The following is an 18,103-nucleotide window of genomic DNA, read 5'->3' as shown; positions in this document are numbered from 1 at the left end:
TATTCGCTCCGTGTAAAAATATTTCTCTGAAAACGTTTTATTGTAGGTTTGTCAATCATATTGGACACTATTATTAAGAAATTCGATAGGCGAAAACCATTTGAGGGGACGCATAGGACGGTTGTTTGTTCGACTTAAACGTGCAGCTAGCTGCACGTTTAAGTCGTCGCAGGAATAAAACCTATGGCACGAATAGAATTTGTTGTGATCTTCTCGGTGACTGCGCTCTACTTTGCCATTGTGCCTGGGCGTATATGGACGAATGAGTTTGTGTTCAATGCCAAGTTGTGAGAGCGTATTCTCAAACAGCGTTTTCTTGTCTCTTTTGCTTAGCGAAAAGCGGTTAGTAAATTCAAATCCATTGTCGGTCTGAATACATTTCACCGTTATTCCTCTGCGTTTGTACCATTTCACCAGCCTGTTTACAAAGTCTGCTGAAGAATAGGTGCTTTGCTCCTCATATCCGTATAAAAATCTTATCCTGGTATACTCATCGATCGCCGTGTATTGGTACAGCTTCATCTCAGGGTCAGCTATACACTTTCTCGGAACTACCTTTACGTCCACCTGAATACGCTCTCCGGGGTATGTCATCTGCTCGTATGGCTTTGGTTTATACGTCGCTTTCTTCGGCTTTTTCGGAAGCATTCCTAGTTTTTTCATAACCCTGTAAAGACTTTCAAGACAGCGTGTATACCCTTGTTTTCTGAGACGATGCCATAGTTCGGGAAGCTCAAGTGTCGGGTTCCGTTTGTGATACCTTTTGATAAGATCTATTTCTTCCTTGGTATGCTCATTGGGATGATGATGCGGTCGGCGTGATTTAACTGCAAGGGACTCCACACTTCCGTCCCAGCGTTTCAGCCAGAAATATATATATGAACGTGATTTATTGTATTTTCTGCTTGCTCGGCTCACTCCATATTTCTTTGCGTAATTCATTAAGGATTGACGAAACTTCATATCTTGTGTTATACTATTCATGAGAGATAGGCTTCCTTTCTGATTTGAATTTGGTGTGGTAACTTTATTTTATCAGATTTTTGCCTATCTCTCTTTTCTTTTTTCTTAATTTTGTCCAATATCTATTGTAGCACTACAAAAATATTTCTCTGAAAACGTTTTATATCCTTGACAAAAACGCCTTGAAAAGCTAAAATAAACATATGCAAAAAATCATAGTATCGAAAGGATATGAAAAAATGGCAGAGAATAAAAAGCTTATAACAGCAGACAACAGCTTTCTTACTTATATGGGCAGAATAGACTTTTCCGACAAAACACGCCCTGAGTTTTATTACGCAGGCTCAAATGTAAAAATGACTTTCACAGGCACAAGCGTATCCGCCGTGATAAAAAACCATAAGTATTTCAACATTCAGGAGCTTGGCTTTGTTATGGACGGCAAAGAGGGCAAGGTGACTTTCGATAAAAATGACGAGGATATCACCCTTGATATCGCTTGTGACCTTGAAAAAGGCACTCATACCGTCACCCTTTTTAAAAGGCAGGACGCTTCCCATTACTTTGAGTTTGTGGGCTTTGAAATAGACCCCGACGGAGAAGTTTTCGAAAATCCTCCTCTCCCTGCAAGAAAAATAGAATGCTATGGCGACTCTGTTTCTGCAGGCGCAGTGTGCGAGGCAGTTGACTTTGTTGCAAGCTGTGACCCTGAGGATCATCAGGGAGTATACGATAACGCATGGCATAGCTATGCAATGATAACTGCAAGAAACCTTGGCGCACAGATCCATAATATCGCACAGGGAGGTATCGCAATTTTCGACAACACTGGCTATTATCATGCCCCGAATTTTATCGGAATGGAGTCTGTATACGATAAGCTTTGCTACTTCCCGGAGGGCGCAAAGGGCGTAACGCCTTGGGATTTTGAGAATTATACCCCTGACGTTGTGCTTTTTGCAGTGGGTCAGAACGACCCGCATAACGAGGGTCACGAGGATTTCGATATCACCGACCCTGACTACAGAGCAAAGTGGAAAAATGCCTACAAGAGCATTATCCTTGACCTTAGAAGCAAATATCCAAACGCAACATTCGTGCTTCTGCTGACAGTTCTCTGCCACGGTGAGGAGTGGGATAAAGCCGTTGACGAGATAGCAAACGAGCTTAATGACGAGAAGATAACACATTTTATGTTCACAAGAACAGGCAAGGCGACCCCCGGTCACCCAAGATTTCCTGAGCAGTATGAAATGGCGGAGGAGCTTACAGCTTATCTCTCAAACATGGGCGATAAGATCTGGGGCTAAAAGCTAAAAGATAGAAATAATAGGGCGAACAGCACTTCCCCCTACACTGACTTTAAAAGCATCTGTAGGGGCGAACACTGTTCGCCCTTTTTTTACGCAAACTTATCGTTTCTATGCATTATTATTGCACTTATTATCCTGCTATAGTCAGCTTAAATCCTGCTGTTCTGCCGACTGCCTGTCAAGCTCCATGCGGTAAGCAGAAAGTATCTCTCCCTCTATCTCATTGCGAAGCTCGCTGTCGATGGGGTGAACAATATCACGGAAAACCCCGTTGTCATCACGGCGGCTGGGCATAGCCACAAAAAGTCGCTCCTCCCCTTGCACTATCTTGATATCATGTACCGCAAAACTGCCGTCAAAGGTCAGGCTCACAACGGCTCTGAGCTTGCCCTCGTTTATAAATCTTCTGAATTTTACCTCTGTTATAGTCATTTTCATGCGTCCTTTCTTGTGATGTAATGCCTGTAGTAATATTTTTGCCTCTTTTTTTGAAAAATAATCAAAAAAGGGGTTTATTTTTTTTAGAAATGTTATATAATAAAATAAACATACATTCTGAATTATCTATTATTCTAAGGAGTATTACAAAGATGATAACAAATGAGATCTTGAAAAATATAAAGCACGTTCATTTTATCGGTATAGGCGGCTCTGGTATGTACCCTCTGGTGCAGATATTCCATTCAAAGGGATATTTCATCACAGGCTCAGACAATAACGAAACTGAAACTCTTGAGGCTGTGAGAAAGCTTGGCATCGAAGTTTTCCTCGGTCAGAGAGCCGAGAATATCAAGGGTGCAGACCTAATAATCTATACCGCCGCAATAATGGCAGATAACCCTGAGCTTATCGCCGCAAAGGCAAGCGGTGCGATCTGCTGTGAAAGAGCCGAGATACTTGGACTTGTCACAAGCTGGTATACGAACGCTCTTTGCGTTTCAGGCACTCACGGAAAGACCACAACTTCTTCCATGCTCACACAGATATTCGTTCAGGAGGGTACTGACCTTTCCTGCGTTATAGGCGGAAAGCTCCCAAGCATAGGCGGCTCAGGCAAGGCAGGCTCATCACAAACTATGGTCTGTGAATCCTGTGAGTTCGAGGACCATTTTCTCAGACTTTTCCCTGACGTTTCAATTATCCTGAACGTTGACGCAGACCACCTTGAGTATTTCAAGAATATTGAAAATATCATAAAGTCTTTCCATAAGTTCGCAACCATGGCTTCAAAAGCCGTTATCTATAATGGCGATGACGCAAATACTCTGAAAGCCGTTGAGGGTGTCGACAAGGAAATGATATCTTTCGGCTGGGATAAGAAAAACGATTATTCTGCCGTTATAAAGTCGAAAAAAGGCTTGCAGACACGCTTTGAGCTTTATCATAAGGGCGAGTTTGTCAGAGAGCTTACTATCCATGTTCCTGGCGACCATAACGTCATGAACGCCCTTGCAGCTATCGCCGCCGCAAGATATTCAGGCGTTTCATGGGAGGGTATCGAAAAGGGACTTGATACTTTCTTTGGCGCAATAAGACGTTTCGAGAAGATAGCCGAGGTCAAGGGCGTTACTATCGTTGACGATTACGCTCACCATCCAAAGGAGATCGAGTGTACACTGAAAGCCGCAAAGGGTCTTGATTTCAACAGAGTGTGGGCAGTTTTCCAGCCTTTCACCTATTCAAGAACAAAGATACTCATGAACGATTTTGTGAAAGCGCTTTCTATTGCAGATATTGCCGTTGTAACGGATATCATGGGAAGCCGTGAGAAAAATACCGACGGTGTTTATGCTGAACAGCTTGCAGAGAAGATACCGAATGCAGTTTGGTTCAAGACCGACCATGAACTTGTTGACAAGCAGACTGCACAGCAGAAGGAATATAACTTCTCACAGTGTATCGACTATATAAAGAAAAACTGCAAGGAGGGCGACCTTGTTATAACTCTTGGCTGCGGAGATGTCTATAAGCTTGCAAAAAGGCTTGCAAAAGAGCTTTAGGTTTAGAAGATAAAGATTTATTGATATAACAGAAAGGACGGAGCTATGAGAAAAGTAACCGAGAACGAGAAAATGGTATTCGAGTTCATAAAGGATCGCATAGAAGAGGGATATCCGCCGACAGTTAGGGAGATTTGTGCGGAGTTTGGCTTTAAGTCTACCTCAACAGCCCATAGATATATAAATAATCTTACCGCAAAAGGTCTTCTTGAAAAGGGAAATAATCAGAACAGAGCCATAAGGCTCACAGGCGGCAACGGCATGAAGATCCCCCTTGTGGGAACTGTCACCGCAGGTATCCCTATCACTGCCATTGAGGAGATAACAGACTATATAAGCTTCCAGCCTGCAAGGCATTACAGCAATCCGCTTTTTGCCCTAAAGGTAAGGGGAGAGTCCATGATAAACGCCGCTATCCTTGACGGAGATATGGTAGTTATAGAGCAGACCCCATATGCAGAAAACGGCGATATAGTCTGCGCGCTTGTTGACAACGAGTCAGCTACCATAAAGACTTTCTATAAAGAGGACGGCCATTACAGACTGCAGCCTGAAAATGACACCATGGATCCTATCATAGTAGACGAAGTAAGCATACTTGGCAAGGTTGTGGGCGTTGTAAGATATCTGTAAATATAGATAAAGAAGATTTGTAGGGGCGAACAGCGTTCGCCCGTGTCATTAAAAAAAACGGGCGGATAGTCCAACATAGATATAGAAAAAACTTCGACAAACAAAACAGTTCTAAGTGTGTAAAGGATTGGTAATAATGAGCAGACATTGTACATTCTGCGGTTCTAAGCTGGAGGACGGAGCTAAGATATGCACCAACTGCGGAAAAATGGTACCTATCGCCTCATCGACCCAAAGACGTGGCGAGCAGGAGTTTATAGACCGTTCAAGGATACAGGGAATACCGAAGCGTGTTTATGAACACCCGAAAAGAGCCGAAGCAGAGGAAAGAATGCGCCGAGAGCAGGAAGCTCGCAGGGTAAAGCGTGTAAGAGAGACAGACCGAAACAGAGAAATGAGTGCGGCAGACTATAGGCGCACCCCAACTGAACATTCAAGCAGCGGCAAAGAGAATTATGGTAAGGGCAAAAAGATACTAAAGACGCTGTTTAAGATCACAGTGGTAATACTGGTGATATATTTTGTGATCGCCTTTGTGAGAATATTCAGCGTAAGACATTCCACCTACGATTTCGATACCGAAATGAAATTGGCAAGCGAAAATTACGGTGAAGCCGTTGACGCATATTTCAAAGACGGCAAGTGGAAATATAACATCTTTAAAAATCAGGTGTCCTATGAGGGAACTTCCGAAAGTGGCGACGATTATGTTATGATATTTGGCAAGAAAGACGGTCAGACTGTCGTAAGACAAATGACAAAGAACAGCAAGAAGGTCGCCTCCGACAGCATAATGAACGATGTCATGGGAATGTTCATGTTTGAGAAAAAGGTCACAGGATAAAAAAATAAGCGCATAATTATGTAGTTATTTGTAGTGGCGAACAGTGTTCGCCTGCATTTTGACACGCATTATAAAACGAAACGGACGAAGTAAAAAAGCTTCGTCCGTTTATTGCTTTGTAGGTGATCGTCCCACTTTTTTTGTTGTTTGTGTTTTTTAACAGCCTAATTTATACTATTGTCACGCTTTTCATCAAACATTCTGTAATACTGCACAGTTTCATATTCGTTCAGCGTGTCCTTGTATTTGTCAGCCACATCATTTATAGAATACCATTCTCCGTCAGCCGTCTTGTAGCCGTAAGAGCTTATTATCGGAATGTCACAGCGTATCTTGTCAAGCTCCTGCTGATATCTCGACTTTGGAAGTCCAGCCGCTTCCATGACCTCGTTTGAAAGATAGTTAAGGCTTATATCGTCTATCTTCTCCGCTTCAACGCCCTTGTTGCTCCAAATAAGGAAAGGAGTCTGTCGAAGTCTTGAGTAATCCTCCGTTGAAAGTAAAGCAACGTCCTTGCCATAGAGATATTCCGTGAAGTCTATGATATGCGGATAATGGTCGCCGAACATTACGATTATGACTTCTTCGTCCTTGTTCCTGAAGTAATCTATAAGCTCTCCAAGCGCCTTGTCAGACTGATAGATAAGATTTAGATATTCCTGTGCCGCAGGGTTGTTGTAGTCCTCAAAGGTTATCTCAGACGGAACAGAACTGAGGTCATCATACGGCGCATGGTTCTGCATGGTCGCTGTCCATACAAAATAAGGCGAGCCTGCGTGTCTTTCATATTGCTCTTCAATATATCTGAAAATGGTTTCATCTGTGATATTTCCGTTGAAATATTGGATATCGCTCATTCTGTCCTGACAATTGTATATCCTGTCTTTGAATTGAAGCTGTTCATAGGCGTTGCCTATATCCCATAGTCCCTCAGAGCAAGGCGAGATAGCCTGCGTTGTGTAGCCAAGCTCGTTTAGCCAGCTTACAAGACCGTTTTGTTTGTCGTTGAGATATTGGGTGAATACCGCACTTCCCGACGGCAAAAAGCCAAGAGTGTTGCCGGTGAGAAATTCATACTCAGAGTTGCAGGAATAACCGCCATATGCCGAAACGGAAACATATCCGCTTATGCTTTCCTCCTGCAATTTGTGATAGTTGGGCAGATAGTCTTTGTTAGTCTTGAACTGAGCGATATGCTCAAAGTCTGCAAAGGATTCGTTCATGATAGCAATGATAGTAGGCTTTTTGTCAGCCTTTTGTACCTCATACTGAGTTATGATATCCTCAGCCTTTTGAGTGGAGTAGCCATCAGGCTTCGTCACACGGTTAAACATTCCGTCAAAGCAGAACATAAGGTCATAGCCTACGCACCTGTATGTGTCTGCATTTTCCGCACCTGAAAAGTTCAGCCTGATGTATCTGTTCTTTATACCAAGGTCATAGGCAAACCTGCCGCCGTATACGAATACGAAACACCCTGCGATAACAGCCACACCTGATATTATCCTGCTGCGTATTTTTATCTTCCTTACTTTTGTCGTCACCGTTACAGCGAAAATAAGAATAAGATCACAAAGCACAAACATCACGTTGCCGTCTAAAAACAGTGAGTACATTCCGTTTATCTCACTGACTGACTTTATGTTGGCAAGGTCGGCAAACTGAACAGGATTTCCCCTGAACTCGGTGACATAATACTGTGCCAAAGCATATATGGCAAATATGACGTTCACTCCGCAAAACCAGGCGTGTGGCTTCGGGAATATCACCGCACCTATAAGATATAAAAGCCAGCAGAGCAATATTCCAAGGAGAATGTAAAGCACATTGCTCTTTGGAAAATATGACCCCATTACAAAGTCCGGAAGAAAATAAGAATTTAGTCCAAGCATAAAAGCCGCCGTGAAAGGGTCGATGCAGCCTTTTGTTTCGCTCTTTTTCAGCTTCTTTTGCATTGAGAAAAATTTCGCAATAATAAATACCAGTGCCAGCTCAACGGCGCAAGCCCCTATAAGCGCATAATTTCGTTCTTTCGGCAGGAAGTTGTCTTTGTCCATGTATATGCCCAACAAAGCACAGATGACTCCTACCGCTATAACTGCCGCTATGGCACTTATAAATCGTAATGTTTGCATTCCGTCAGGCGACGCAAACCATGCTCCTATCTTTTTCAGCAAGCCTTTTTTATCCTTTGCCTGCTGTGTTTGAATGTTTTGTTGTTCTTTCATTACAATATACTCTTTTCTGTTGATTTACACGCATTTTACAATACCTATTCATTATAGCATAGCTATTAGCAAATTACAACAGCTAAAATCAACGAATATTTTCCTGCATGATGTCAGGTGTTCACAATTAATTTACCCCATGCTTCAAAGAGTGTGTAAATTGCTCTTGAAAAAGGGACGGCAACGTGTTATAATATTTATGTATTTCAAAAAACATAAGGAAAAGAGGTAAATATATGTCACATGAGAAGATACTGGTGCTTGACTTTGGCGGACAGTACAATCAGCTTATCGCAAGACGTGTGAGAGATCACCACGTTTATGCAGAGATAAAAAGCTTTGAAACTCCACTTGAAGAAATAAAAGCAGCAGGCTATAAGGGCATAATCTTCACAGGCGGACCAAACTCCGTTTATGATATGACTTCCCCGCATTATGACAAGGCTATACTTGACCTTGGCATACCAGTCCTCGGCATCTGCTACGGCTGTCAGCTTATTTCATGGATGAGCGGCGGAAAGGTAGAAAGCTGTAAAAAGAGCGAGTATGGCAAGATAGAGATAACAGTCTCCGCAGAGAGCAAGCTTTTCAAGGACGTTCCTGAGAAGAGCATAGTATGGATGAGCCATACCGACTATGTCAGCGAAGCACCTGAGGGCTTTGTTATCACTTCCCATTCAGATGATTGCCCATGTGCGTCAATGGAGAATGCAGAGAAGAAGATATATGCCGTTCAGTTCCACCCTGAGGTAACTCACAGTGAGTATGGTAACGTCATTTTGAAAAACTTCCTTTACGAGGTCTGCGGCTGTAAAGGCGATTGGGTAATGGATAACTTTATCGAGAACACAGTTGCAAAGCTTAAAGAGCAGATAGGCGATAAGAAAGTAGTTTTGGGACTTTCAGGCGGAGTTGACTCATCAGTTGCCGCAGGACTTATCAGCCGTGCAGTGGGTAAACAGCTCACCTGCGTGTTCGTAGATCAGGGCCTTATGAGAAAAGACGAGGGCGACTTTGTTGAAGAAACTTTCACAAGACTTTTCGATATGAGATTTGTAAGAGTAAACTGTCAGAAGCAGTTCCTTGAAAAGCTCAAGGGCATAACAGATCCAGAGGAAAAGAGAAAGACTATCGGAACAGAGTTCTATAAGGTATTCTGGGATAAGATCAGAGAAGAGGCAGACGGCGGCTTTTTCGCACAGGGTACTATCTACCCTGACCGAATCGAAAGCGGAAAGGGCGACGCTGCCACAATAAAAACTCACCACAATCAGGTGAAAATGCCTGAGGACATCAACTTTGACGGCGTTATAGAGCCATTGGGCGACCTTTTCAAAGATGAGGTAAGAAAAGTCGGCGAAAAGCTCGGCATACCAAAGGAGCTTGTATGGCGTCAGCCGTTCCCAGGCCCAGGACTTGGCGTAAGAATAATCGGTGAGATAACAGAGGATAAGATAAAGGTGTTGCAGGAAGCAGACGCCGTTTTCCGTGACGAGATCAAGAAAAGCGGAATTGAAAGCAGCCTGAGCCAGTTCTTTGCAGTTCTCCCGAACGTCCAGACAGTAGGCGTAATGGGCGACCACAGAACTTACGACCACCTTATAGCTATCAGAGCCGTAACAACAGACGACTTCATGACAGCTGATTGGGCAAAGATACCATACGATGTTCTTGCAAGAATATCCAACAGGATAACAAACGAAGTAGACCATGTAAACAGAGTAGTTTACGATATAACCTCAAAGCCACCGGGAACGGTGGAGTGGGAATAGTTCCCTTTGGTTTAGATGTGCCGAAAAGCCCAGTATTTATGCGGGTCTCGGGACTTGGCACTTTTTGAACAACCGTTTTTGCAACACTTTTTTTCAAAAACGTGTTTTCGGGCAGATGAAATAGTCCCCCTTGGCTTGCAACTAAACCTAAAAATCGCATAATTTTAAGGCTTTTGCCCTGCTTTGGGCAGAAGCCTTTTTTGCATATTTGATAAAATTCCCTTTTTAATATATCATCAAATCAGATAAAAACAGCGAGGTGGATAGTATGAAAGCAGAAAAAAACCATATATATTTAAGTGCAAAAGAAAGAAACGAAATTGTTGCTTCCCTTATAATTCTAAAAACAAATTGATTGAACAAAAGGTAGTTACATTTGAAAATAGAAATATGGAAAAATAAATGATAAGACCTCCTGTGTGCAAATAGATAACTCACAGGAGGCACTATAGTATACGGTATTATCAATAGATTATTCTGCAAATCCCTGCTGTTCCGTTTCGTATTCGACTTTAGATTAATTTCCTTGGTTGGTGGAGGCGAACAGGTGACGGAATATGAAGCGGCAGAACGAACCAACAACTAAGATCTGCAGTGGGTAAGCCATAATGAAATTTAGACAAATGGTCTGGAGCCAGATAAAAATCAGGTTCGAAGTGATTCCTGAGGATTCGATGGTTCCAAGCAGGCTCATAAGCGGCACCATTGTACAGACTGTGAAAGTCTGGATGCAGAGGATGATGAAGATTGGTCGGTCAGTTGGTTTTGCCACGCGGAATGCGAAGTATTTGGACGTTTTGGTGGCAATGAAGAATGCACAGAGAAGCCCGATGAACCATTCCAATGGGAAAGAATGCAGTGCGTGTTTGAAGGTAGCAGCCTGAAGTTCGCCGGTGTGGATGGCGACATTATAAACGCCCATGATAAAAATCATACAGCCGGATGTGATAAGGGTAAAAATGAATTCCTGAAATTTTGTTTTTGGCATAGTAAGCCCTCCTTATAAAAATAATAAAAAATTTCGTATAAACACAAAAATGTCGCCTATCCGTCTGACAATGGATAAACGACATTTTATGTCATATTTATTATATCAAGTATTGGGGTTCAATGTCATAGGGATTTTGCATGAAAATATAAATGAAAAGTAAAAAAGTTCTGTGGGATCTTTGAGAAAGCTTTGCAGAATAACTAGCACTAAGCAATGACTATAACGGTCAGTGTTTCTTTTTTGATTTTATAAAAAATCGTCTGACATTCTTCAAAGTCACCACCTAAAACGCTAAGTTCTGTTAGAAAAGTCAGTATGCCTGCTTTTTTCTGTGATGAACTCAAAGAGTACATTGGTTTGCAATACGAGCCTACAAGAGAGCAAAGGATATTCCAAATATCAAAATCGAAGTTGGCAAACAATTTTCACTTGCTTTCAGATGAAGCAGGACTAAAACGAATAACAATTCACGGCTTGCGTCATTCGCACGTTTCGCTTCTTATAAGCAAGAAGTATGACATATTTGAGGTGTCAAAACGAGTAGGTCATAAGTCAGTTAAGACAACACAAGATATTTACGGTCATCTATTTTATGATGTATAAAAGAGCATTGCCAATGATTTGGACAAGCTCAGGAGAGGAGCATAATATGTCAACAAAAAACAACGACAATCATAACCGCTTTCGTTCCCAGACGATAGCATTTAGGGTATCTTCCGAAGAAGAAAAGCTGATAAATTCAGCAGTGGCACTTTCAGGACTGACCAAATAGGACTACATCGTGAAGCGGCTGCTGTGCCGTGATGTGGTAGTGCAGGGCAATCCGAGAGTATACAAGGCTCTGAAAAATCAGCTTGCCGAAGTCCTCAGCGAGCTGAAAAGAATCAAGAACGGCTCTGCCGTGAACGATGAGCTGCTGTCCACGATACAGCTCATTACAACAACTCTGAATGGTCTGAAAGGAGATAGAGAATGACCGAAGAAAGAGAAATGACCGCCCCTATGACCTCTGTTGGCACAGAGGTCGGGCAGTCACCAAATGTTACTACTGATATTATACCAGATTACGGGGAGAATTTCAACCCCACAGCCGAGGAAATGTTCGAGGCTCAGATGCAGTATGAACAGGAAATGCAGGCACAGACAAAAGAATGAAGCTAAAAGGAGTCATTGTTTATTTTAATCCTACAAAATTTACAATGGTTATTACCGAAGATATGAAACCTATCAAACCAAAAAAGAATGATATAATTTTTAACTTTTTATCCTTTTTCATCTTATTTTTTAATTTTGATATTTCTTGATCTTTCTCAAATAGTCTTCCATCATTATACGAGTTAATACATCGAAATAATGATTTGATTTCATTTTTTAAATTGTCATTTTCTAATTGATTAATAACAGCATTTAGTTTTTCGTCATTGTAAATCAGTTCCTCCTTAAATGTCTTCAAAATTTCCCGTAATCTTGCTATTTGTAGTTCATTCTTTTCAGGTGGAAGTTGATGTTTTGGATCATGAAAGTTAGTTATCAAACGTTCTATCAACTGGATAATCGTAAGATAACATCCCATTGATGTAGAATATGTGGTGAATATCTCTCTAAAGCTTTCAACCATATTTTTGAGTTCAGCCTCGCTTCCCAAAATACCTCTGGCGGATTTTTGAAATTTCTTTTCAGCACGTTTGGCTGATATTGCAGAGGAAACCACTATTACAATTATAAATAATAATGATCCTATGGCAAAGACTGCTAAACTAATGGATTCGATTTTTAGAAAAGTGTCATTCATATTAATCTCCTAATGTTTTATTGATTGTTAAAATTATACCACATAATCTAAATAAAGTCAATCAAATAATGATTTGAATCAGATATAGGTATCGGGGCGAGACCAGCCCGACAAGAAGTTCGTGCTCACCCGAAATAAAGAAACGCTGTGCTGGGAACTGAGCGGTGAGAAGTCTCCCGAATACACGGAGCCGCCTGAGCCTGTGCTTGAAGCTATCGGCAATTTCATCACTGCGGACAATCCGACTTGGGAGGGTACGGCGACCGAGCTTATCGAAAAGCTGGAGCTTGACATCAAGCCGAATGCCCTGTCGCTGAAACTGAATATCAATGCAGGAAAGCTGTACAATCTTTTCTTTGTGCAGTACAGCAATTCCAGAAGTCACAAGGGCAGGAAGATCACGCTCCGCTATGACGAGGATCACCCTATCATAGTTGAGCCTGAATCGGATACTGATGATACTGCTGAGGATGAGTTTCAGTATCAGCCTGTTGATGGCGATCCGAAAGCAACGGTGTGCTATGTCAGAGGTGATAGCGGAAACAAGTCTTTTCATGATATGACTGATGCAGAAAAGGAAAACTTTCTCGTTACAAGTTATTGAGCGTGACGATGTGTGACGGTCGTGACGATGTTTGTGAGGTCTCAAAAAGACCGTCACCATCGACACGCATCGTCACGGGTAGAGAAAAATATACGGGAAGGGGGTGTAAAAAATGCCCGATATGGAAAAGGTAAAAGCGCTGACTTCTCTGCTTGAAGAAAGAAGTGGTCTTGATGTGCGTGAAGCACTGGTTCGTTTTTACAATTATCTGTCAATCGAGGAGACCAGAATTTTCGATAAAGAGACAGACTATCTGCTTGACACGCTCGGTGTTGAGATTGAACTGCCGTTCTGATTCAGGATAGCGAACTTGGACATTTTTGTCCGAGTTAAAATTGAGGATAATCGCATAGACTTTAGCTCACTTTTGAGCAAAAGTTCATGAATAGAATCATCATTTTTGAAATGCTGATTTTGAAAAAAGTTATGCGGATTTTTGAATAAATGTACCCACATTTTCGGTTGCTCCGAAGTTATTTTCCCTGCGACCATTCCTTGCGTCGTTCAAGGAAAATTTGCCCGTCAGGGCTGGCGATAGCCCTTCCGCCTTAGCGGTCATGAAAGGAGTGATGCCTATGATTTTTGTATTGGATTTCGTAGAAAGAGAGAAGTAAATCCAATGAACAAAAGAGGTAATTTTATGAAAGAAAAAAGAATTTCATTCGGTCAGGGAAAAGGTTCTCTGACTCACAATAACAGGGAGTTCATGGCGGACAATGTTGATCCGCTCCGCACTCCGCAGAACATCACCTTCGTGCGTCAGCCGATAGGCGAAGCATACAATCAGCTTTTTGCTGAATCCACCGAACGTTACAATGCCAAACAGAAGCGTAATGACCGCAAGGTTCACGGCAGCTACTACGAACACCTTTTTGGTGTGAAGCCCTGCAACACTGTCCGCACTGCCGCCGACAAACGCAAGAGCTTTTATGAGGACGTTGTGCAGATCGGCAAGATAGAAGATTCGGGTTACGGCACTGAGGACTTTCAGCTTGTGGCTGACTGCCTAAAAGAGTACAATAGAAGGTTTCCAGAATCGCAACCCCAACTTTTACGTTTTTAACGCTGTCCTGCACATGGACGAAGCCACGCCACACCTGCACATCGACTACATTCCTGTCGGTCACTATAAGCGAGGGCAGGACGTTCAGAACGGTATCGCTCAGGCTCTGAAAGAAATGGGCTTCGGTGAGGGTAAGCAGGCTATTGCACGTTGGCGAGCTGCCGAGGTCGAGGTGCTGAATAAAATCTGCCTTGAACACGGTATCCAGCCCCTCGCTCCCGAAAAGGCGAGAGGGACTTTACAGATACCGGAATACAAGGAAAAACGCAGGCAGGCGGACGAGCTGGCGGTGCAGAATGCTCAGGCAGCAGCGGAGCTTTCGGAGAAGCAGGCAAAGAGTGAAAAGCTCGATGCTCAGATTGAGAAAAAGACTGCCACGGTCAATGCAATCATGAGCTATCTGCCCGACCTTGAAAAAGGCAACAAGGTCGAGGACGATTGCCTTGCTATCAGACAGGAGCTTGACAGTCTGCTTGACGGTAAGCTGTCTATCATGAAACACAAGGACGATATCATTGCCAAAGTTGAAAAGCTCGGCAAGATCGCAGCGAAAGCGGCTGATGCTTCGCACAGGAAAAGTCTTACCATATATGACCTGCGTGAACTTCTCCAGAAGAAAGATAATGAATACGATGATCTTTGGCATAAGGCTGCGGAGCGTTCGGGACGTATCAACGAGCTTACCTATGAGGTTTCAACTCTGCAAGCAAAGGCTGATGTACAGGCTGAATTTATCGGTCTGTCCAAAAAATGCGAACCGCAGAAATTCGCTGAGGTGAAACAGCTTCAAGAGCATATTCAGGCTCAGCGTGAGGAAGAACAGATACAGCAGTCCGCCACCAGAAAGAAAAAATCGTGGGGACTGGAATAACAGAAGGTTTTATTATGATCATCAGAAGCAAAGACAAGGTTCAGGTGTGCGGCAAGAGCAAGCCCGTATGGGTGCTTGACACCGATGCCCTGACCGTTACCCACAACACCGCCGATGCCGAGCCGAGCCGAGCGTGACAACATTCAGCTCCGATCACATCAAGTATCACCTGCACTACTCGGCGGAGTACCGTCCTGTAAGGCTGAAAAAGCTCGTCAACGACGGCACGATACTCGAAAATGATACTGAGTATCTCAGAGCCGTAGCGGTCGGTGATCTTGCAAAAGCGAGAGGTCTGGAGAATATGGATCGCTTGATCGCCAGAGATCCGGTGTATGCGGCTATGGTGTATGTGTGAAATATTAATATATGCCGTTCGATATTATATCGAGCGGCATATAAATATAATTAATTATCGATGGATAACGAAGTGGATTCGTTCGCAATCTTATCAATGAGCAGTATACCATACAAGAAATTCATCAGCTTAATGCAATCTAACTGCGTTTTTTCTTTTTTTGAATGTCCATGTATTATAAAATGACGATTGAGATTTGATGGTTCATCTTGCGTAAAGTCACTTTGGGCTGCTAATGAATCCATAGTAGCCTCAAAAGTCAATTCAAGAGTCAAAACTGCATATTCTGTTTCATCTAATGAGCCAGTGTCTTCTAATTTCTTTAAAAGTGTTCTGCCTCGTGAAGAAATATTGGTATTTCGGTATTGCTTTGTTGCTTCAGACAATACGCCATCAATAACTGAAAGTAATCCTACAGCAGCGATAGTGTACATTTCTCCATTGTATGCACTTATTGCTTGATTGAACAGTATACTATTGTCTTTTAGAAAGATATGTTTTTCGCATTCAGATGTAATATGTTGGATTAACTCGGCATCATCTTGGAGTGCAAATTCAAGCAGAACCGTGTCAGTAGATTTATTTGAAAGCAATTGATCTACTAAATACTCAGGTAATGGCTTCCAATAAACAAACTGTGATTCTTCTAATTTTCGGATTGCTGACAACGGTCTTATGCGATCAGCAAATTTTGCAAGAATCTCACCATAATTCTTTGAAAAGTTTGCTATCTCCTCACGAATAGGCTTAAATACTTCGTTATATGCTTGTATTGATGCTTGGATTGAATCGGACAATCCCTTATAGTTTTCCAAAACAGCAATAAGAGGACGAGCAATGGTTTCTATGTTCTGAGTCATCTTATTAATTGGTTCAGTCATTTCTTGGAGCCGTTGGGACATACTAATTAACGGTTTCATTGCTTCCTGCAACTTAGCGGAATAATCTCCAAAAGCAAACAACTCCGAATAATTGAAAGAATTATCAGCCATCTTAACTTCTTCCTTTCTAAAAGCTCTATTACTATTGTATCACAGATTGATGCTAATTTCAAGATAAAGCCGAAGGATTCTGCGTGAGTCCTTCGGCTTTATTTTGTCAGCTCGGCTGTGATTTTCCCCAGAACAGCATACTGCTCATGCGTGAGCTGCCTGCCCGTCTGAGCGTTTTTGATACGATAGGCATCGACCAGGGCTTTGACAGTCTCGGTCTGTGCTTCGGTTAGCCCGTGAGTAGAGAGTGTCCCCTGATGCTTCATACCGCATAGGGTGTCCATTGAAACGTTGAAGATACTGGCGATAGAACGAAGTGTCTCAAATGGCGGTGTCATTGTATTAGCTTCATATTTGCTGATAGTGCCCTCTGTAACATCGAGCATTTCTCCGAGCTTCTTCTGCGTTATTTTCCGTTCCTTGCGTAATGATCTTATCAAAGCTCCAAGATCATACACTTGCCTCACCTCCAAGTTTCTCTTTTGGAATATTATACCCAAATATACTTGTCAATTTCGATAGATTGTGCTATAATATATTCTATATACGAAAGTTTCAGGGTAAAAAGTTTCAGTAGATGCAAGTTTTCGGAGGCGTAATATGGCAGGTAACAGTAATCTACATATGTCGAAGGCAGGAAAGACCGATGAATTTTACACGCAGCTATCCACAATAGAAGAAGAACTGCGTCATTATAGAAAATATTTCAAAGGAAAGACGGTACTCTGTAACTGTGATGATCCCTACGAGAGCAATTTCTTTAAGTATTTTGCTTTGAACTTCAATGCTCTCGGACTAAAAAAGCTGATAACCACTTGTTATGCAACTTCTCCTATCACATATACTCAGCTATATTTGTTTGCTGATGAGGAGATCACTTATCCCGCAGGCGAGGGAAAGAAGCCATACAAGATAGAGATAACAGAGGTCACCGATGCAAACGGCGATGCAACAGTTGATCTGAGTGATGTGGAATATCTGCTGCGAAACAATAAGAACGCCCTTACGCTTCTGAATGAGGACGGTGATTTCCGTTCCAGAGAGTGTATAGCTCTGCTGAATGAATGTGATATCGTGGTAACGAATCCACCTTTTTCTCTGATGAAAGAGTATATCCCTTTACTCGCTGAGAGCGGAAAGCAATTTCTTGTCCTCGGTAATATGAATCATATAACGTTTAAGGAGATATTTCATTATTTCAGAGAGAATAAGATGTGGCTCGGATATAATGCAGGGCATTTCTGGTTCAAAGTGCCTGATTACTACGAAGCCAAGAATACTGATTACAAGCAGGACGAGGACGGTCAGAAATGGCGCAGACTTGGTAATATCTGCTGGTTTACGAATATGGATATAGATATTCGTCATCAATTTCTTGATTTGTATAAACACTTTAGTATTCAAGAGTATCCTGAGTATGATAATTATGATGCCTATTTTGTAAAAACTGTTGCTGATATTCCCTGTGATACTGATAAGCCACTTGCTGTTCCTATTACATTCCTAAGTTCCTTCTCTCCAGATCAATTTGAATTATTAGATGCCAATCAATTCAGAAAATACGATGAAGTCCCCGTTAAAAGTCATGGACTGATAAAAGATAAAGATGGTACTATCAAAGGAAAAGCAACGTATGCAAGGTTATTGGTTAGAAATCGAAATCCCGAAAAGGAGTGATA

General features: G+C 42.2%; 21 protein-coding genes and 1 pseudogene. 15 read left to right on the top strand and 7 right to left on the bottom strand.

Annotated elements, in window-relative coordinates:
• Nucleotides 1–51 precede the first annotated feature (51 nt).
• Nucleotides 52–984 carry an IS481 family transposase gene (locus RBI_RS10235; protein WP_038672728.1) on the bottom strand — a complete coding sequence of 311 codons (933 nt, stop codon included), beginning with the start codon at nt 982–984 and terminating at the stop codon, nt 52–54.
• A gap of 218 nt (nt 985–1,202) precedes the next feature.
• Between RBI_RS10235 and RBI_RS10230 the strand changes: the two genes are divergently transcribed.
• Nucleotides 1,203–2,273: a GDSL-type esterase/lipase family protein gene (locus RBI_RS10230; protein WP_038672726.1), complete on the top strand. Its 1,071-nt coding sequence runs from the start codon at nt 1,203–1,205 to the stop codon at nt 2,271–2,273.
• Nucleotides 2,274–2,420: 147 nt separating this feature from the next.
• Here RBI_RS10230 and spoVG read toward each other — a convergent pair whose 3' ends face one another.
• On the bottom strand, nt 2,421–2,708 hold the full coding sequence (gene spoVG / locus RBI_RS10225; RefSeq protein ID WP_038672724.1) for a septation regulator SpoVG: 288 nt from the start codon (nt 2,706–2,708) through the stop codon (nt 2,421–2,423).
• Nucleotides 2,709–2,866: 158 nt separating this feature from the next.
• Between spoVG and murC the strand changes: the two genes are divergently transcribed.
• The 3 genes from murC (at nt 2,867) to RBI_RS10210 (ending at nt 5,753) form a co-directional block, all read left to right on the top strand.
• Nucleotides 2,867–4,276, top strand: coding sequence for a UDP-N-acetylmuramate--L-alanine ligase (murC, locus tag RBI_RS10220; protein WP_022287047.1), 1,410 nt, complete (start codon nt 2,867–2,869; stop codon nt 4,274–4,276).
• A gap of 45 nt (nt 4,277–4,321) precedes the next feature.
• Entirely contained in the window at nt 4,322–4,909 is a 588-nt protein-coding gene (gene lexA, locus RBI_RS10215) for a transcriptional repressor LexA (RefSeq protein ID WP_022287046.1), read from the top strand.
• A 136-nt stretch (nt 4,910–5,045) separates the two neighbouring features.
• On the top strand, nt 5,046–5,753 hold the full coding sequence (locus RBI_RS10210) for a zinc ribbon domain-containing protein (RefSeq protein ID WP_038672722.1): 708 nt from the start codon (nt 5,046–5,048) through the stop codon (nt 5,751–5,753).
• Between the two features lie 164 nt (nt 5,754–5,917).
• Here RBI_RS10210 and RBI_RS10205 read toward each other — a convergent pair whose 3' ends face one another.
• On the bottom strand, nt 5,918–7,981 hold the full coding sequence (locus tag RBI_RS10205; RefSeq protein ID WP_038672721.1) for an LTA synthase family protein: 2,064 nt from the start codon (nt 7,979–7,981) through the stop codon (nt 5,918–5,920).
• A gap of 236 nt (nt 7,982–8,217) precedes the next feature.
• Here RBI_RS10205 and guaA point away from each other — a divergent pair, with 236 nt between their 5' ends.
• Nucleotides 8,218–9,753 (top strand): glutamine-hydrolyzing GMP synthase, encoded by a 1,536-nt coding sequence (gene guaA, locus RBI_RS10200; RefSeq protein WP_038672719.1) that lies wholly within the window; start codon nt 8,218–8,220, stop codon nt 9,751–9,753.
• Nucleotides 9,754–10,270: 517 nt separating this feature from the next.
• Here the strand turns inward: guaA and RBI_RS10195 are convergent.
• The gene (locus tag RBI_RS10195) at nt 10,271–10,741 is read right to left on the bottom strand and encodes a DUF2798 domain-containing protein (protein WP_038672717.1); all 471 of its coding nucleotides are present in this window, start codon (nt 10,739–10,741) and stop codon (nt 10,271–10,273) included.
• Nucleotides 10,742–11,059: 318 nt separating this feature from the next.
• Between RBI_RS10195 and RBI_RS15605 the strand changes: the two genes are divergently transcribed.
• The 3 genes and pseudogenes from RBI_RS15605 to RBI_RS10180 all read left to right on the top strand — a co-directional run bounded on the left by RBI_RS15605 (nt 11,060) and on the right by RBI_RS10180 (nt 11,899).
• Nucleotides 11,060–11,347: a tyrosine-type recombinase/integrase gene (locus tag RBI_RS15605; protein ID WP_038672715.1), complete on the top strand. Its 288-nt coding sequence runs from the start codon at nt 11,060–11,062 to the stop codon at nt 11,345–11,347.
• Nucleotides 11,348–11,393: 46 nt separating this feature from the next.
• Nucleotides 11,394–11,720, top strand: a pseudogene (locus RBI_RS10185) (plasmid mobilization protein).
• Nucleotides 11,717–11,899: a hypothetical protein gene (locus RBI_RS10180; protein ID WP_038672712.1), complete on the top strand. Its 183-nt coding sequence runs from the start codon at nt 11,717–11,719 to the stop codon at nt 11,897–11,899. Before RBI_RS10185 ends, RBI_RS10180 begins: the two are co-directional and overlap by 4 nt.
• 19 nt (nt 11,900–11,918) lie before the next feature.
• Here RBI_RS10180 and RBI_RS10175 read toward each other — a convergent pair whose 3' ends face one another.
• Nucleotides 11,919–12,536, bottom strand: a complete 618-nt coding sequence (locus RBI_RS10175) for a hypothetical protein (protein WP_038672710.1) — start codon at nt 12,534–12,536, stop codon at nt 11,919–11,921.
• Between the two features lie 121 nt (nt 12,537–12,657).
• Here RBI_RS10175 and RBI_RS10170 point away from each other — a divergent pair, with 121 nt between their 5' ends.
• The 6 genes from RBI_RS10170 (at nt 12,658) to RBI_RS10155 (ending at nt 15,432) form a co-directional block, all read left to right on the top strand.
• Complete coding sequence (locus RBI_RS10170; protein WP_038672708.1) at nt 12,658–13,140, top strand: hypothetical protein; 483 nt, start codon at nt 12,658–12,660, stop codon at nt 13,138–13,140.
• Between the two features lie 112 nt (nt 13,141–13,252).
• Complete coding sequence (locus tag RBI_RS10165) at nt 13,253–13,435, top strand: hypothetical protein (protein WP_038672706.1); 183 nt, start codon at nt 13,253–13,255, stop codon at nt 13,433–13,435.
• A 345-nt stretch (nt 13,436–13,780) separates the two neighbouring features.
• On the top strand, nt 13,781–14,203 hold the full coding sequence (locus tag RBI_RS15300) for a plasmid recombination protein (RefSeq protein ID WP_242843643.1): 423 nt from the start codon (nt 13,781–13,783) through the stop codon (nt 14,201–14,203).
• A 13-nt stretch (nt 14,204–14,216) separates the two neighbouring features.
• On the top strand, nt 14,217–15,074 hold the full coding sequence (locus RBI_RS10160; RefSeq protein WP_242843642.1) for a hypothetical protein: 858 nt from the start codon (nt 14,217–14,219) through the stop codon (nt 15,072–15,074).
• A gap of 14 nt (nt 15,075–15,088) precedes the next feature.
• Nucleotides 15,089–15,211, top strand: a complete 123-nt coding sequence (locus RBI_RS15450) for a hypothetical protein (RefSeq protein WP_272111627.1) — start codon at nt 15,089–15,091, stop codon at nt 15,209–15,211.
• Nucleotides 15,208–15,432: a hypothetical protein gene (locus RBI_RS10155; RefSeq protein WP_242843641.1), complete on the top strand. Its 225-nt coding sequence runs from the start codon at nt 15,208–15,210 to the stop codon at nt 15,430–15,432. Before RBI_RS15450 ends, RBI_RS10155 begins: the two co-directional genes overlap by 4 nt.
• A gap of 50 nt (nt 15,433–15,482) precedes the next feature.
• On the opposite strand, the gene RBI_RS10150 is transcribed toward RBI_RS10155, so the two are convergent.
• Together RBI_RS10150 and RBI_RS14240 are read right to left on the bottom strand one after the other, a co-directional pair.
• Nucleotides 15,483–16,424: a hypothetical protein gene (locus tag RBI_RS10150; protein WP_038672704.1), complete on the bottom strand. Its 942-nt coding sequence runs from the start codon at nt 16,422–16,424 to the stop codon at nt 15,483–15,485.
• A 98-nt stretch (nt 16,425–16,522) separates the two neighbouring features.
• Entirely contained in the window at nt 16,523–16,882 is a 360-nt protein-coding gene (locus tag RBI_RS14240; protein ID WP_051706775.1) for a helix-turn-helix domain-containing protein, read from the bottom strand.
• 142 nt (nt 16,883–17,024) lie between these two features.
• Here RBI_RS14240 and RBI_RS10140 point away from each other — a divergent pair, with 142 nt between their 5' ends.
• On the top strand, nt 17,025–18,101 hold the full coding sequence (locus RBI_RS10140) for an adenine-specific methyltransferase EcoRI family protein (protein WP_038672702.1): 1,077 nt from the start codon (nt 17,025–17,027) through the stop codon (nt 18,099–18,101).
• The last annotated feature ends 2 nt before the right edge of the window (nt 18,102–18,103 follow it).

The organism is Ruminococcus bicirculans (ex Wegman et al. 2014), from assembly GCF_000723465.1.
In the GTDB taxonomy this organism is placed as follows: domain Bacteria; phylum Bacillota; class Clostridia; order Oscillospirales; family Ruminococcaceae; genus Hominimerdicola; species Hominimerdicola aceti.
The sequence above is the reverse complement of the archived record's forward strand: the minus strand, read 5'-3'. Positions and strand labels throughout refer to the sequence as shown.

Coding starts and splice junctions, on each gene's coding strand:
- RBI_RS15450 (WP_272111627.1), top strand. CDS start 15,089: ATGATCATCAGAAGCAAAGACAAGGTTCAGGTGTGCGGCAAGAGCAAG.
- RBI_RS10175 (WP_038672710.1), bottom strand. CDS start 12,536: ATGAATGACACTTTTCTAAAAATCGAATCCATTAGTTTAGCAGTCTTT.
- murC (WP_022287047.1), top strand. CDS start 2,867: ATGATAACAAATGAGATCTTGAAAAATATAAAGCACGTTCATTTTATC.
- RBI_RS10195 (WP_038672717.1), bottom strand. CDS start 10,741: ATGCCAAAAACAAAATTTCAGGAATTCATTTTTACCCTTATCACATCC.
- RBI_RS15300 (WP_242843643.1), top strand. CDS start 13,781: ATGAAAGAAAAAAGAATTTCATTCGGTCAGGGAAAAGGTTCTCTGACT.
- RBI_RS10230 (WP_038672726.1), top strand. CDS start 1,203: ATGGCAGAGAATAAAAAGCTTATAACAGCAGACAACAGCTTTCTTACT.
- RBI_RS10165 (WP_038672706.1), top strand. CDS start 13,253: ATGCCCGATATGGAAAAGGTAAAAGCGCTGACTTCTCTGCTTGAAGAA.
- RBI_RS10160 (WP_242843642.1), top strand. CDS start 14,217: ATGGACGAAGCCACGCCACACCTGCACATCGACTACATTCCTGTCGGT.
- RBI_RS10180 (WP_038672712.1), top strand. CDS start 11,717: ATGACCGAAGAAAGAGAAATGACCGCCCCTATGACCTCTGTTGGCACA.
- RBI_RS10140 (WP_038672702.1), top strand. CDS start 17,025: ATGGCAGGTAACAGTAATCTACATATGTCGAAGGCAGGAAAGACCGAT.
- RBI_RS10210 (WP_038672722.1), top strand. CDS start 5,046: ATGAGCAGACATTGTACATTCTGCGGTTCTAAGCTGGAGGACGGAGCT.
- RBI_RS15605 (WP_038672715.1), top strand. CDS start 11,060: ATGCCTGCTTTTTTCTGTGATGAACTCAAAGAGTACATTGGTTTGCAA.
- spoVG (WP_038672724.1), bottom strand. CDS start 2,708: ATGACTATAACAGAGGTAAAATTCAGAAGATTTATAAACGAGGGCAAG.
- guaA (WP_038672719.1), top strand. CDS start 8,218: ATGTCACATGAGAAGATACTGGTGCTTGACTTTGGCGGACAGTACAAT.
- RBI_RS10235 (WP_038672728.1), bottom strand. CDS start 984: ATGAATAGTATAACACAAGATATGAAGTTTCGTCAATCCTTAATGAAT.
- RBI_RS10150 (WP_038672704.1), bottom strand. CDS start 16,424: ATGGCTGATAATTCTTTCAATTATTCGGAGTTGTTTGCTTTTGGAGAT.
- RBI_RS10205 (WP_038672721.1), bottom strand. CDS start 7,981: ATGAAAGAACAACAAAACATTCAAACACAGCAGGCAAAGGATAAAAAA.
- lexA (WP_022287046.1), top strand. CDS start 4,322: ATGAGAAAAGTAACCGAGAACGAGAAAATGGTATTCGAGTTCATAAAG.